Source organism: Brevibacterium gallinarum (assembly GCF_014836885.1).
Lineage (GTDB): Bacteria > Actinomycetota > Actinomycetes > Actinomycetales > Brevibacteriaceae > Brevibacterium > Brevibacterium gallinarum.
The window spans coordinates 235,939-250,737 of the sequence record NZ_JACSPY010000003.1 but is presented as its reverse complement, the minus strand read 5'-3'; the positions used below and the strand labels follow the sequence as shown (position 1 = coordinate 250,737).

General features: G+C 66.8%; 12 protein-coding genes. 11 read left to right on the top strand and 1 reads right to left on the bottom strand.

The window, feature by feature from the left end; genetic code table 11:
• Positions 1–6 precede the first annotated feature (6 nt).
• The 11 genes from H9634_RS05265 to nrdR all read left to right on the top strand — a co-directional run bounded on the left by H9634_RS05265 (position 7) and on the right by nrdR (position 12,329).
• On the top strand, positions 7–762 hold the full coding sequence (locus H9634_RS05265; protein WP_175294946.1) for a cell division protein FtsQ/DivIB: 756 nt from the start codon (positions 7–9) through the stop codon (positions 760–762).
• Positions 763–921: 159 nt separating this feature from the next.
• Positions 922–2,208 (top strand): cell division protein FtsZ, encoded by a 1,287-nt coding sequence (ftsZ, locus tag H9634_RS05260; protein ID WP_175294945.1) that lies wholly within the window; start codon positions 922–924, stop codon positions 2,206–2,208.
• 14 nt (positions 2,209–2,222) lie between these two features.
• The gene (gene pgeF, locus H9634_RS05255) at positions 2,223–2,987 is read left to right on the top strand and encodes a peptidoglycan editing factor PgeF (RefSeq protein WP_191725688.1); all 765 of its coding nucleotides are present in this window, start codon (positions 2,223–2,225) and stop codon (positions 2,985–2,987) included.
• Positions 2,988–3,115: 128 nt separating this feature from the next.
• A complete protein-coding gene (locus tag H9634_RS05250) occupies positions 3,116–3,622 on the top strand; it encodes a cell division protein SepF (protein WP_175294943.1) in 507 nt (168 codons plus the stop codon).
• A 101-nt stretch (positions 3,623–3,723) separates the two neighbouring features.
• Positions 3,724–4,023, top strand: a complete 300-nt coding sequence (locus H9634_RS05245) for a YggT family protein (RefSeq protein ID WP_165882732.1) — start codon at positions 3,724–3,726, stop codon at positions 4,021–4,023.
• A 266-nt stretch (positions 4,024–4,289) separates the two neighbouring features.
• On the top strand, positions 4,290–5,159 hold the full coding sequence (locus H9634_RS05240; RefSeq protein WP_191725687.1) for a DivIVA domain-containing protein: 870 nt from the start codon (positions 4,290–4,292) through the stop codon (positions 5,157–5,159).
• Positions 5,160–5,307: 148 nt separating this feature from the next.
• The gene (gene lspA / locus H9634_RS05235; protein ID WP_191725686.1) at positions 5,308–5,862 is read left to right on the top strand and encodes a signal peptidase II; all 555 of its coding nucleotides are present in this window, start codon (positions 5,308–5,310) and stop codon (positions 5,860–5,862) included.
• Positions 5,859–6,788, top strand: a complete 930-nt coding sequence (locus H9634_RS05230; protein WP_191725685.1) for an RluA family pseudouridine synthase — start codon at positions 5,859–5,861, stop codon at positions 6,786–6,788. The genes lspA and H9634_RS05230 overlap by 4 nt, the downstream gene beginning before the upstream one ends.
• 148 nt (positions 6,789–6,936) lie before the next feature.
• On the top strand, positions 6,937–10,464 hold the full coding sequence (dnaE, locus tag H9634_RS05225; RefSeq protein WP_404801669.1) for a DNA polymerase III subunit alpha: 3,528 nt from the start codon (positions 6,937–6,939) through the stop codon (positions 10,462–10,464).
• Positions 10,465–10,530: 66 nt separating this feature from the next.
• A complete protein-coding gene (gene hisD / locus H9634_RS05220) occupies positions 10,531–11,871 on the top strand; it encodes a histidinol dehydrogenase (protein WP_225210596.1) in 1,341 nt (446 codons plus the stop codon).
• A complete protein-coding gene (gene nrdR, locus H9634_RS05215) occupies positions 11,871–12,329 on the top strand; it encodes a transcriptional regulator NrdR (protein ID WP_102160528.1) in 459 nt (152 codons plus the stop codon). The genes hisD and nrdR overlap by 1 nt, the downstream gene beginning before the upstream one ends.
• Positions 12,330–12,538: 209 nt before the next feature.
• On the opposite strand, the gene H9634_RS05210 is transcribed toward nrdR, so the two are convergent.
• The gene (locus H9634_RS05210; RefSeq protein WP_191725683.1) at positions 12,539–14,782 is read right to left on the bottom strand and encodes a HelD family protein; all 2,244 of its coding nucleotides are present in this window, start codon (positions 14,780–14,782) and stop codon (positions 12,539–12,541) included.
• Between the last annotated feature and the right edge of the window lie 17 nt (positions 14,783–14,799).

Below are 14,799 nucleotides of genomic sequence, written 5' to 3'. Positions count from 1 at the left end.
CAGGCGATGACGCAGACGCAGACCGGCCGCACCGAGACGACCGCGAGCCTGTCCGACCGGCTCGCCGCCCGCCGCCGCGCCCGGCTCACGCGCCTCCTCATCATCGCCGTCAGCGCAGCCCTCATCATCGGGCTGCTGGCGGCCGCCTGGTTCTCCCCGGTGCTGGCGATCACCAGCGTCAAGGCGCAGGGCAGTGAGTTCTACACCGCCGAGCAGATCGAAGACGCGGTGCTGACCGACTGGTCCGGCACCCCGCTGCCGCAGGCCATGCCCGGCCAAGTCGAGAAGGCCGCCCTCACACGCCTGCCGAAGGCCGCCTCGGCCACGGTCCGCTGGGCCGGCCCGCGCGCCCTGGCCGTCACGGTCACCGACCGGGTCCCGCTCATCGCCGTGCGCGCCGGCTCCGGCTGGGACCGAGTCGACGCCACCGGCACGACGATCGACACCGTCACCGGCGAGCCCGAAGGGCTGGCCCGCCTCGAACTCACCTCCGGAGCCGATCGCAAGGCAACGATCAGTGCAGCGCTGGCGCTCCTCGACGAGCTGCCCGACGGTGTGCCGGAGCAGATCAGCGTCGTGCGCGCCGGCAATCCGGCGAAGATCGAGATCGACTACAGCCCCGGCGAGGACGCCTCCCCGGTGACGATCCGGTTCGGCAGCGCCGAGGAGGCGGCCCGCAAATTCGACATCGCCTCCAAGCTCGTCGACACCGGGGCGCAGACGATCGACGTCTCCGTGCCCGAGGTGCCGGTCACCTCGTGAGCGCCCGGCCGGCGATCCGATGGGGGCCGCAGGGGCAGAAGCTTTCGACACACCGCGTGCGAGAGTTGCGCTGAGGGGGAGCGGGCCATAGCGTCGACATGAAGGCAAAATAGGCCCACACGCCCGCATGGGCCCGATGCGTCGAAAGAGGAAACCGACTTGGCTGAATTCCCACAATCCGGAGCGGACATCAAGGTTGCCGGTACCGGCGGCGGCGGTGTCAACGCTGTCCAACGGATGATCGACGTCGGCCTCAAGGGCGTCGAGTTCATCGCAATCAACACCGACGCACAGGCGCTGCTCCTCTCCGAAGCCGACCTCAAGCTCGAGATCGGCCGCGACCTCACCCGCGGGCTCGGCGCCGGAGCCGACCCGGAGATCGGCCGCAAGGCCGCAGAGGACTCCGAAGAGGCCATCACCGAAGCGCTCGAAGGCGCCGACATGGTCTTCGTCACCGCTGGCGAAGGCGGCGGCACCGGCACCGGTGCGGCACCGGTCGTCGCCCGCATCGCCCGCGGACTCGGCGCGCTGACCATCGGCGTCGTCACCCGCCCCTTCACCTTCGAGGGCCGGCGCCGCTCGGCCCAGGCCGAGAAGGGCATCGCCGACCTCCGCGAGGAAGTCGACACCCTCATCGTCATCCCGAACGACCGGCTGCTGTCGATCTCGGACCGCAACGTCTCCGTCATCGAGGCGTTCCAGTCCGCTGACGAGGTGCTGCGCTCGGGCGTCCAGGGCATCACCGACCTCATCTCGACGCCGGGCATGATCAACCTCGACTTCGCCGACGTCAAGTCCGTCATGCAGGACGCCGGCACGGCTCTCATGGGCATCGGCTCAGCCGTCGGCGACGACCGTGCTGTGCAGGCGGCCGAGGCCGCGATCGCCTCGCCGCTGCTCGAAGCCAGCATCGAAGGCGCCCACGGCGTGCTGCTGAGCATCCAGGGCGGGTCCGATCTCGGCCTGTTCGAGATCAACGAGGCCGCCCGCCTCGTGCAGGAAGCCGCGCATCCGGAAGCCAACATCATCTTCGGAACCGTCATCGACGACAACCTCGGCGACGAATGCCGCATCACCGTCATCGCCGCCGGCTTCGACACCCCGGTCGGCGCTGTGGAGGGCTCACCGTCACTGGCAGCCGGCAAGTCCTCGGATGAGCGCCGCTCTGCAGACTCCGGCCGCAGCGAATCCGGTCACCAGTCCGCAGCCCTCGGCGCGGCAGCCGCAGGCACCGGCGCAGCAGCAGGTGCTGCCGGCAGCGACTCCGGTGCCCAGGCGGGCCCGTACAGCCTGCGCTCGGACGAGTCCTCATCGAGCGGATCTGACGATGCGCAGGCTGCGGCAGGTTCCAGCGGAGATTCCGCAGCCCCGGTTCCGCGGGAGCTGCCGGATGAGAAGGTCGACAGCTTCGATGACGACCTCGACATCCCCGACTTCCTCAAATAAGACGGGAACGGCCCATGCTGCACAGCCGCTTCGTCGTTCCGGGAACCCACCGCGTTGCCCACGCGGCGTTCTCGGACCGATGGGGCGGCTATTCCGTTCCCCCCTACAACTCCCTCAACCTCGGGCGCGGAGTCGGCGACGACGACTCCGCAGTGACAGCCAACCGCAATATGCTCGCCCAGGTCCTGGGACTGCAGGCCGACCGGCTGAGCTTCACCTCACAGGTCCACGGCACCGCAGTGCACTCTGTGGCCCTCGACGAGCTCAATGCCTCCGTCCCGCTCGACACCGTCGAAGCCGACGCCCAGGTGACCTCATCGACCCACCTCGGGCTCGCCGTCCTCGTCGCCGACTGCACCCCGGTGCTGCTGGCCGACCCTGATGCCGGGGTCATCGCCAGCGTCCACGCTGGGCGTCAGGGCATGGCCGCCGGTGTCGTCACCGCCGCCATCGAGGCGATGCGGCAGCGCGGGGCGCAGAGCATCTCGGCGATCATCGGCCCATCGATCTCACCGCGGCGCTACGAGGTGCCGGTCGAGCTGCGCGAGGAGATCGCAGCGATCGAACCGGTTGCCGCCTCGGTCTCAGCCGAAGGCACCCCAGCCATCGACGTCGCCGCCGGAGTCGCCGAGCAGCTGCGGCGGGAAGGCGTGCGGCTCGAGCGCTGGGTCTCCGCCTGCACCTACGACAGTCCCGACCTGTTCTCCTACCGGCGCGACGCCGTCACCGGCCGCTTCGCCGGAGTCATCTGGATGGAGCCTGCCGCACAGCCGCGGTGAGAACTTCACCCGAACTTTCGACACGCCCGCAGCGCTTTCCCGGCCATCACCTGCCGGTGGGGTACGTTCTCACTAAGACCTTTGCATGTCGAACCGCGAAGGACGCCCGCAATCACGAGGAGTCGCCCATGTCCGCTCTCAAGAAGATCGGCAGCTACCTGGGATTCGTCGAGGACTACGACGAGCAGGACCTGCGTCATCAGCCCACCGAACAGCGCCGTACCTACGAGGACGAGTACGACGACTACGCTGACGACAGCCTCGAAGCCGAACCCGAGCCGTTCGAGCCGCCGGCAGCTGCTGTCACTCCGATCCGCCCGTCCGTTCGTCCTGTGGAAAGTGCACCGGCCACCGCCATGCAGCGCATTCAGACGATCCACCCCCGCAGCTACAACGACGCCAAAGCCATCGGCACCGCCTTCCGTGACGGCGTGCCGGTCATCATGAACCTCTCGGCGATGGACGAAGCGAACTCCAAGCGCCTCGTCGACTTCTCCGCCGGCCTCATCTTCGGCCTGCGCGGATCCATCGAGAAGGTCACCAACAATGTGTTCCTTCTCACTCCCGAGTCGATCGAGGTATCGACCGAAGAAGCCGCAGGCGACCACCAGGCCAGCTTCTTCAATCAGAGCTGAGGCGGCTGGCCGCAGCTGCGGCTCCCGGTTCGGCATTCACGGCAACGGCGGACTACGCTTGAATGTAGTCCGCCGTCTGCGTTCCCTCAGGAGAAGCCTTCGTGTCATTGCTGTTTTGGATCATCGGCCAGGCTCTGAGCCTGTACGTCTTCGTGCTCCTGGCGCGCGTCGTCATCGACCTCATCCAGGTCTTCGCGCGAGACTGGCGGCCCACCGGCTTCATCCTCGTGCTCGCCGAGATCATCTACACGCTCACCGACCCGCCGGTGAAGCTTGTGCGCCGGATCATTCCGCCGCTGCGCCTGGGCCAGATCTCTCTGGACCTGGGCTTCATCCTCGTGTTCATCGCAGTCCAGATCCTCGCCGGCGTGTTCTTCAGCCTGGCAGCCCAGGGAATGTGACATTCCCTTTTCGCGGTTGTGAAAGCCGCAGCCGGACTCTGCACACAGCTATTCGCCTCGTGTGAATGTGACAGAACTGCAATATCAAGCACGTGATGGATTCCGCGCCGCGCCCGGTGATCGAGACCCGGCTGAAGGGCAAGGCGTATTATGATGCGAATCATGGCAAGGCCTGCACGACAAATAAGCCGGCGTTGCTGTACAGTGGCATCGACATCTGTTGTATAACAGTAGAGTAAAGACGATTTCCGATCGAAGGTGGCCTCATGGCGCTTACGCCTCAAGATGTTGTCAATAAGCGGTTTCAGCATGTGAAGTTCCGCGAGGGATACGACCAGGAGGAAGTCGATGACTTCCTCGATGAAGTCGTCCTTGAACTCCGTCGCCTCTACCAGGAGAACGACGAGCTGCGTCAGAAGCTCTCGGCGTGCGAGCAGCGCAACCAGGAGCTGAGCCAGGGTCAGGGTGCTGCAGGCACCGAGCAGACCGGCGCCCAGACGATCGGATCGCAGCCGGCCGCCCAGCAGCCGGCTGAGGACCCCCAGGCAACCCAGGCAATGCCCGCCGCCGTGCCGGAGCAGGACGTCAACGAGGCCCCGGCCGCCGACGAGAAGAAGGAGCAGGCCGCCTCGCCGCTGGTCGCCCCGCAGCAGTCGGCCGACGCACCGCGTGAGCAGGCTGACGAGAAGCCGCAGCAGACCCAGCAGGGCGCTGCCGCCAACGGCTACGGCTCCAACGCCGCCGCAGCCGGCACCGGTGCCGCCGTCGGCGCTGTCGCCGGTGGAGCAGGCGGAGGTGACCAGGACGCCCACGGCCTCATCTCGCTGGCACAGCGCCTGCACGACGAGCACGTCGCCGAAGGTGAGCGCACCCGCGATAAGCTCATCTCCGAGGCCCGCACCGAAGCCGACCAGATCGTCAAGGACGCTGAGAAGAAGCGCGACGACACCCTCAGCACCCTGGAGAGCCAGAAGACCAGCCTCGAGCGTGAGATCGACGGTCTGCAGAACTTCGAGCGCCAGTACCGCACCCGCCTCAAGAGCTACCTGACCGATCAGCTGCGCGACCTGGAGAACTCCGGATCGCTGGCCCCGGAGACTCTCGGCGGCAATCAGCAGCCGGGTCACTCGATCTGAGGCACCTGATCTGACTCACCTGCGCTGAGTCAGCAGATCCCGCCGGAACGGCCGGCCGCCATCGGGCGGCCGGCCGTTGCGCGTGTGTGCGAAGCTGCTGGTCATCGGTATGATGGACAGCTGAATCACCGAACCGAGGAGGACGCCCGTGCCGCAGACGAGCAGCCGACGTCTGCGCATCGTGCTGTTCGCGATCGCTCTCGCCGTGCTCGCTGTCGACCAGCTGACGAAGTTCATCGCAGTCCAGACGCTTGAAGGCCGTGAGCGCATCCCGGTCATCGGCGAACTCGCCGGCTTCACGTTCTACCGCAATCCCGGTGCTGCTCTCGGCATGGGAGAGAGCACCACCTGGCTGTTCGCTCTCATCGCCATCGGCGTCTTCATCGCCATCCTCGTCCTCAGCCGCAGGCTTGGGTCCCGCGCATGGACGGCCGGTCTGGGGCTGCTGCTCGGAGGTCTGACCGGCAACCTCGTCGACCGGCTGTTCAGGCCGCCGGGCTTCTTCCACGGCGCCGTCGTCGACTTCATCGACCTGTACTTCTTCGTCTGCAACGTCGCCGACATCGCGATCTCGGCGGCGGCCGTGACCATCGTGCTCACGACCCTGCGCAACATCAGTGTCGACGGCACCGCGGCCGGAGACGACAAGTCACCACGCGGCGACCATGACACCCCTACAGAGGAGGCGCGAGCGCAGCCATGACCGAGCGATCATTCCTCGTTCCCGAAGGCCTCGAAGGCGAACGGGTCGATGTGGCCCTCAGCCGGCTGCTGGGCCTGTCCCGGTCCGCGGCAGCAGCCATCGCCGCCGATGACGGCGTGCGCGTCGACGACGCCGTCGTCGGCAAGTCCGAGCGGCTCATCGCCGGATCCCGCATCGACGTGAAGATGCCAGCCGAACCCGAACCCCTGGGCATCGACGCCGAGCCGGTGCCGGGCATGCGCATCATCTACGACGACGACGCCTTCGTCGTCGTCGACAAGCCGATCGGAGTGGCCGCCCACTCAGCGGCAGGATGGCACGGCCCGACCGTCATCGGCGGTCTCGTCGCCGCCGGATACGACATCGCCACCTCGGGTGCGGCCGAACGCCAGGGGATCGTCCACCGCCTCGACGTCGGAACCTCCGGCGTCATGGTCGTCGCCAAGGGCGAACACGCGTACTCCGTGCTCAAACGCGCATTCAAGCAGCGCACGGTGAAGAAGACCTACCACGCGCTCGTCCAGGGACTTCCCGACCCTGTCATCGGCACGATCGAAGCGCCGATCGGCCGCAACCTGCGCCGCGACGGGCTTTACGCCGTGCGCACCGACGGCAAGCATGCCGTGACCCACTACGAGGTCATCGAAGCCTACCGCTCGGCAACCCTGCTCGAAGTCCAGCTGGAGACCGGCCGCACCCACCAGATCCGCGTCCACATGGCCGCCACCAAGCATCCCTGCTGCGGTGACCTGCCCTACGGCGCTGACCCGGTGCTGGCGAAGAAGCTCGGCCTCGAACGCCAGTGGCTGCACGCCGTCGAACTCGGATTCACGCACCCGGAGACAGGGGAGTGGGTCGAGTTCACCAGCGACTATCCCGAGGATCTGCAGACCGCCCTCGACCGGCTGCGCGTCGCCCAAGGCTGAACACGCGAAACGGGTCCACCTCACAGCCGCGATGTCCCTGATGATCGCTAGACTGGTGTGCGTCGCCGGGAGCGGGACATGCCGACTGTGAGAAAGAGGATCCGTGGCTGAGGACTTCGTACACCTGCACGTGCACACCGAGTACTCGATGCTCGATGGGGCCGCCCGCCTGGGCGACCTGATGCAGGCGACGAAGGCCTCGGGAATGAACGCGATCGCCACGACCGACCACGGGTACCTCTTCGGCGCCTTCGACTTCTGGAAGCAGGCCACCGACGCCGGCATCAAACCGATCATCGGCGTTGAGGCCTACCTGACTCCGGGCACCGCGCGCACCGACAAGACCCGCGTGAAGTGGCGCACTGATGAGAGCCAGCGCGGCGACGACGTCTCCGGCGGCGGTGCCTATACGCACAAGACGCTGCTGGCGGAGAACAACACCGGCATGCGCAACCTCTTCAAGGCATCCTCGCTGGCCAGTCTGGACTCCGCATTCGCGAAGTACCCGCGCCTGGATCGCGAGCTGCTCAACACGTACTCCGAAGGCCTCATCGCCACCACCGGCTGCCCCTCGGGAGAAGTGCAGACGCGGCTGCGACTCGGTCAGTACGACGAAGCCGTCAGAGCCGCAGCGGAGTTCCGCGACATCTTCGGCAAGAACAACTACTACTGCGAGATCATGGACCACGGTCTGACGATCGAGCGACGCGTCGTCAAGGACCTGCTGCGCCTGTCGAAGGACCTCGGCCTGCCGCTGGTGGCCACCAACGACCTGCACTACACCCACGAATCCGACGCCAAGGCCCACGAAGCGCTGCTGGCCCTGCAGTCAGGTTCGAAGCTCATCGAACCGACCTACGACCAGGGCGGCAGCCGCTTCGCGTTCTCCGGCTCCGGCTACTACCTCAAGACGCCGGCGGAGATGCGCGCACTGTTCAAGGAGATGCCTGAGGCGTGCAACAACACCCTTGAGATCGCCGAGCGCTGCGAGATCTCCTTCGACACCAGCGCCAACTACATGCCCCAGTTCCCCTGCCCGCCCGGTGAGGACGAGACCTCGTGGCTGGTCAAGGAAGTCGAGAAGGGCCTGCACTACCGCTACCCGAACGGCATCCCCGACGATGTGCGCAAACAGGCCGACTACGAACTCGACGTCATCATCTCGATGGGCTTCCCCGGCTACTTCCTCGTCGTCGCCGACTTCATCAACTGGTCGAAGGAGAACGGCATCCGAGTAGGCCCCGGCCGCGGCTCGGGTGCCGGTTCGATGGTCGCCTACGCCCTGCGCATCACCGACCTCGACCCGCTGGAGCACGGACTGATCTTCGAGCGGTTCCTCAACCCCGACCGTGTGTCGATGCCCGACTTCGACGTCGACTTCGATGATCGTCGCCGCGGTGAGGTCATCGACTACGTCACCGAGAAGTACGGCGACGAGCGCGTGGCGATGATCGTCACCTACGGCACCATCAAGACCAAGCAGGCGCTCAAAGACTCCGCCCGCATCATGGGCAAGCCGTTCTCCCTCGGCGAGAAGCTGACGAAGGCGCTGCCGCCGGCGGTCATGGCCAAGGACATCCCGCTGGCCGACATCGAAGAGCCCCAGGCACCGCGCTACGGCGAAGCAGGGGAGTTCCGCGAACTGCTGGAGACCGATCCCGAGGCGCGGGAGACCTTCGAGACCGCGAAGGGCCTGGAGGGCCTCAAACGCGGGTGGGGTGTGCATGCCGCCGGCGTCATCATGTCGTCTGACCCGATCATCGACGTCATCCCGATCATGCGCCGGTTCCAGGACGGGCAGGTCATCACGCAGTTCGACTACCCCACCTGTGAGGGCCTCGGCCTCATCAAGATGGACTTCCTCGGCCTGCGCAACCTCACGATCATCTCCGACGCGATCGAGAACATCCGGCTGAACAAGGACTTCGAACTCGACCTGGAGCACCTGGCCCTCGACGACGAGGAGTCCTACAAGCTGCTCTCCCGCGGAGACACCCTCGGTGTGTTCCAGCTCGACGGCGGCGGCCTGCGCGGACTGCTGCGGATGATGCGCCCGGACAACTTCGAAGACATCTCCGCCACCATCGCGCTCTACCGGCCCGGCCCGATGGGCGCGGACTCGCATACGAACTTCGCGCTGCGCAAGAACGGCCTGCAGGAGATCACCCCGATCCACCCCGAGCTGGCCGAACCGCTCGCTGAGATCCTCGACACCACCTACGGCCTCATCATCTACCAGGAGCAGGTGATGGCGATCGCGCAGAAGGTCGCAGGCTACTCGCTCGGCCAAGCAGACATTCTGCGCCGCGCAATGGGCAAGAAGAAGAAGGCCGAGCTGGACAAGCAGCAGGTCGGCTTCTTCGGCGGCATGAAGGAACGCGGCTATTCCGAGGCGGCGGCCCAGGCGCTGTGGGACATCCTGCTGCCCTTCTCCGACTACGCCTTCAACAAGGCCCACTCAGCAGCCTACGGGCTCGTGTCGTACTGGACGGCCTACCTCAAGGCCCACTATCCGGCCGAGTACATGGCCGCCCTGCTGACCTCAGTCGGGGACAACAAGGACAAGCTCGCCCTCTACCTCAGCGAGTGCCGGCGCATGCACATCACCGTTCTGCCGCCGGACGTCAACGAATCCGCCAACAGCTTCACGCCGGTCGGCGACGATATCCGCTTCGGCATGGGAGCGGTGCGCAACGTCGGCGGCAACGTCGTGCAGGGCATCGTCGAAGCCCGGCAGGACAAAGGCAAGTTCACCTCCTTCAATGACTTCCTCGACAAGGTGCCCAGCCAGGTGTGCAACAAGCGCACCATCGAATCGCTCATCAAAGCCGGCGCCTTCGACTCGCTAGACCACAACCGGCGCAGCCTCGTCGAGATCCACGAGGAGGCGGTCGATGCGGTCATCGGCGTCAAGCGCCAGGAAGCCGCCGGCCAGTTCGACCTGTTCGCCGGCCTCGGCGAGGAGGACGAGTCGAGCTTCGCGGTCAAGATCCCCGAGCGCACCGAGTGGGAGAAGAAGGAGCTGCTGGCCTTCGAACGCGAAATGCTCGGCCTCTACGTCTCCGACCATCCGCTCAACGGGCTCGAGGACATCCTGCAGTCGGAATCAGAGGGCTCGATCGCTCAGCTGCTCGACCCGGAGAACAAGCGCCCGGACGGATCCCAGACCAAGATCTGCGGCATGATCACCCAGGTCTCGCGGAAGGTCTCGAAGAACTCCGGTCGCCCGTACGCGATCGTCACCATCGAAGACCTCGAAGCGAGCATGGAGGTGATGTTCTTCGGCGACACCTACGAGCCGGTGGCCACCCTGCTGACCAATGACCTCGTCATCACCGTCACCGGGCGGATCCGCCGCTCCGATGACCGGCCGACCTCGCTCATGGCGATGTCGATGACGATCCCGGACGTCACCGATCGCGCCGACCGGCCGCTGTACGTGTCGATGCCGGTCGAGCGCTGCACACCGGACCTCGTCGAGAACCTCAAGATGATCCTGCAGGCCAACCCCGGCCAGACCGAGGTGCGGCTGTGCCTGACGAATCGCGAGCGCACGACGATCATGCGCCTCGACCGCGGCCTGCGGGTGACGGCGGACCCGAGCCTGTTCGGCGATCTCAAGGGTCTGCTCGGGCCCAGCTGCCTGACTGCCCCAGCGACCACATCGATCTTCTGAGAGCCGGCAGGCGCCGCGCTTCTCGCTGTGCGGGGCGCCGGACGGCAGGAAGGCAGAGGACGTAGAATGGAGCGCGTGACTCACGCGCTCATGAATGTCCTCGACCTCACCGACACGCCGCTCGACCGTCGCACGCTGCGCCGGTCCGTGCCGCGCGCCCGCCTCGATTCCGCCTCCGCGGCCGAGGCGGTCATCCCGATCGTCGACGATGTCGAGATCCGCGGCCGGGCTGCGGTGCTGGAGTACACGCAGAAGTTCGACGCGGTGCTCCCCGAACGGCTGCGGGTGCCCGCCGAGGAGCTCACCGCTGCCTGTGCGAGCCTCGACGCCGGGCTGCGCGCAGCGCTGGAGGAGACCATCCGCCGCTGCCGGCAGGTCGCTGACAGCGATCGGCGCTCCTCAGCCACAACCGCATTCTCCGGTGGCGGTTCCGTGACATCGCGCTGGCTGCCGGTCGAACGTGTCGGTCTCTACGTCCCCGGCGGACTGGCCGTCTACCCCTCAACCGTCATCATGAACGCCGTTCCCGCCCAGGCCGCCGGCGTCGACTCGATCGCCATCGTCTCGCCGCCGCAGGCCGACGGCCTGCCCCACCCGACAGTGCTCGCAGCTGCTGGACTGCTCGGCATCGACGAAGTCTGGGCGATGGGCGGAGCCCAGTCCGTCGCCGCGCTGGCCTACGGGTTCGATGACGGTGAAGAGCTCGAGCCGGTCGATCTCATCACCGGGCCCGGCAATGCCTTCGTCGCAGCCGCCAAGGCACGGGTGCGCTCGGTCGTCGGCATCGACACCATCGCCGGGCCGACTGAGATCATCATCCTCGCCGACGACACCGCGGACCCGGCACTCGTGGCAGCCGATCTCATCAGCCAGGCCGAACACGACCCGATGGCCGCCTCGGTGCTCGTCACCGAAAGCCAGGACCTCATCGAGGCCGTGCAGCAGGAGCTCACGCGCCAGGCTGCCGCTGCGACACACGTCGAGCGCATCCGCACCGCACTGTCCGGGGAGCAGTCCGCGATCCTCAAGGTCGCCTCCCGACAGGCTGGACTGGCTGTGGTCAACGCCTATGCCGGTGAGCACGTCGAAGTGCTCGTCAGCGACCCGCACGCCGCAGCCGAGCAGATCACCAACGCCGGTGCCGTGTTCATCGGCCCGTTCTCACCGGTGGCCCTCGGAGACTACTGCGCCGGGTCGAACCACGTGCTGCCCACCAGCGGAACCGCCGCCTACGCCTCGGCGCTCGGCGTGCAGTCCTTCCTCAAGGGAAGCCAGGTCATCGACTACCCGGCTGCGGCACTGGCCGAGGTCGCCGACCACATCGAAACGCTGGCAGCTGCAGAGGATCTGCCCGCCCACGGCGAAGCCGTTCGGCTGCGCCGCGGCAAGCCGGGAATGGAGGCCTGATGCACTGCCCATTCTGCCGCCACCCTGACTCGCGCGTCGTCGACTCGCGCACCGCCGAGGACGGCTCGTCGATCCGCCGACGCCGCCAGTGCCCGCAGTGCTCCCGGCGGTTCACCACCATGGAGGCCACCAGCCTGTCGGTCGTCAAACGCTCGGGCGTGTCCGAGGAGTTCTCCCGGCAGAAGGTCGTTGCCGGCGTGCGCAAGGCATGCCAAGGCCGACCAGTCGGGGAGGACGATCTCGCCAAGCTCGCCCAGCAGGTCGAGGAGAAGATCCGATCGCAGGGAATCGCTGAGATCGAAGCCGACGAAGTCGGCCTGGCGATCCTCGAACCGCTGCGCGAACTCGACCAGGTCGCCTACCTGCGGTTCGCCAGCGTGTACCAGAGCTTCGACTCCTTGGAAGATTTCGAGGCAGCGATCGAATCGCTGCGCGCCGAGCGCGACGAAGAAGCATGAGCACTCTGCTCACCCTGCTGAACGAATTGTGAGAAGAAGCTGGATCCGGTTCGTGAAACGGCCAGAAGTGTGTGTAAGATAAAACGTGCGCCCAAGGCGCACGCCGCCTGTGGCATCGGAGGGGAAGCCGACGCCACGGGCGGCTTTTACTTTGCCCCGAAGAAGATGCGCCTCAGCAGCCGATGAGGATGCTGAGGCGCAAGCTCGCCTTATGTGCGGTTCTCTGCTGCGATGAAGGGTGCGAGGACCGATTCACCGATGCTGAGGATCCTCAGCCGGGCGGTCGAACGGGTCAGCGAGACATACAGCTGGCCGACTCCCGCCGCACTGCCGGCAGGGGCGATCGACGCCGGATCGACGATGATGACGCTGTCGAATTCGAGGCCGCGGACCTCACTGGGATCGAGGACGGCGACTGCGTGATCGATCCCGGCAGGACCGGCAGCGAAGTCGACATCAGGGTCAGACGCCAACGCCGCCACCACCCGATCGACGTGCTCGGGCATCGCAATGACGGCCAGCTGCCCGCCTCCGAGTTCGGTGCGTTCGCTGCGCACGATCTGCGGCAGCTTCCGGCACAGCGTCTCGATGTCATCGAAGCCCTCAGCCAGCGGATCATAGGTCCCCTCGCGCACCGGCGAGGGGACTGACAGCTGCGGGAAGTACTCCTGCAGCAGTTCGTTGGCCACGGTCATGATGCGTCCCGGTGTGCGGTAAGAGACCGTCAGCTCCTCCATCTCGAAGCGATCGCCGACGTGCGGGGCTAAGACCGAGGACCAGGTGCGCGTCGCATCCATCGTCGAAGCCTGGGCGAGGTCGCCGACGACAGTCGCCGACTTGCTCGGCACACGCCGGAACAGCACCCGCCACTGCATGGGACTGAGCTCCTGCGCCTCGTCGACCACGAGGTGACCATAGGTCCACTCGCGGTCCTGCGCGGCCCGCTCAGCCAGGGTCCGCTCGTCGGTGTCCTGCTGATAGCGCTGGGCGATCGTCTCAGCTGACACCATGTCACCGGTGCCGGTCATGTCGAGCACCGCCTGGGCGTACTCCAGCTCGGCATTCGCGGTGCCGGCATGCTCCTGGGCTTCGAGCACCTCGGTGCTCGGCCCGATGAGCTCAGCGATCTCATCGAGCAGCGGCACATCCTCAACGGTGACCTGCCCGCCGCGCACACGGCGGATGAGGGCCATCTCCTCCAAGCTCAGGATCCCGTCGGCGGCGGGCACCAGCCGGTGCGGTTTGCTCAGCAGCGCATCGAGCACTCCGCGCGGGCTCAGCGGCAGCCAGCACAGGTTGATCGCCACGCGCACATCGCGGGCCCGGCGCAGCTCGTCGGTCAGCTCAGCCAGCACCTCGGGCGTGGGCTCGTAGTGCTTCGCGGCCGCCAGCGCACCGGCGAGCAGGCTGAGCAGATGCTTGACGAAGGTCAGGCGCGCCCCGTTGTGCGGCTTGCCGCTGCGACGTGCCCGGTCCTGCGCCTCCTTGACCATCGCCGGGGTCATGGTGATCGTGTGACTGATCGTCTTGAGCTGCTGTGGGTCGTCAGGCACTCGCTGGTAGGCGCGCACCGCCCGCTTGATGACCTCGATCATCCGCAGGTCGCCCTTGACCGCAGCCGTCTGTGCGGTGTCATGGGCGGTGGCGTTGACCTCGGGCATGAGCTGGCCGGGGGTCAGCAGCACGGCACCGGTCTCACCGAGGCTGGGCAGCACCTGCTCGATGTACTTGAGGAACACCGGCGAGGGCCCGATGAGCAGCACACCGGACTTCGCGATGCGCTCCCGGTGCTGGTACAGCAGGTAGGCCGCGCGGTGCAGCGCGACTGCGGTCTTGCCGGTGCCCGGTCCGCCCTGCACGACCACAAGCCGATCGAGGGGACGGCGGATGATGCGGTCCTGTTCGGACTGGATGGTTGCGACGATGTCGCCCATCCGGCCGGTGCGATGGGCGTCGAGGGAGGCGATGAGCGCGCCTTCGCCGTGCAGCCCGGCGCGCTGCTGGTCATTGAGCGCCGACAGGTCGAGGACATCGTCCTCGACGCTGATGACGCGCCGGCGGCGCGTGGCGATGTGCCGGCGGCGGGTGAGGTCTCCGGGGTTCTCGGCAGTCGCGCGGTAGAACGGCTCGCTGGCCGGGGCCCGCCAGTCCATCAGCAGCTGGGTGCGGTCCTGCGCGGAGATCCCGATGCGCCCGATGTAGGTTGTGGCGCCGGTGACGGTGTCGATGCGGCCGAAGCACAGCCCCTCTTCGGCATTGCGCAGGCGGATGAGCTGATCCTCATACATGCTGGCGAAGGCATCGCGTTCCGAACGGTTCTGGTGGTTGCCCCCGACATGCGTCCGGCGCACGTGGTCGAGGCTGGCAGCGGTCTCCTCACGCAGCGCGTCGAGACGCGCGTAGACGGTGTCGAGGTGCTGCTGTTCGTGGCTGATCTCGGTCTCTTCGCTCACCTTCCGCCTTTCTGGTC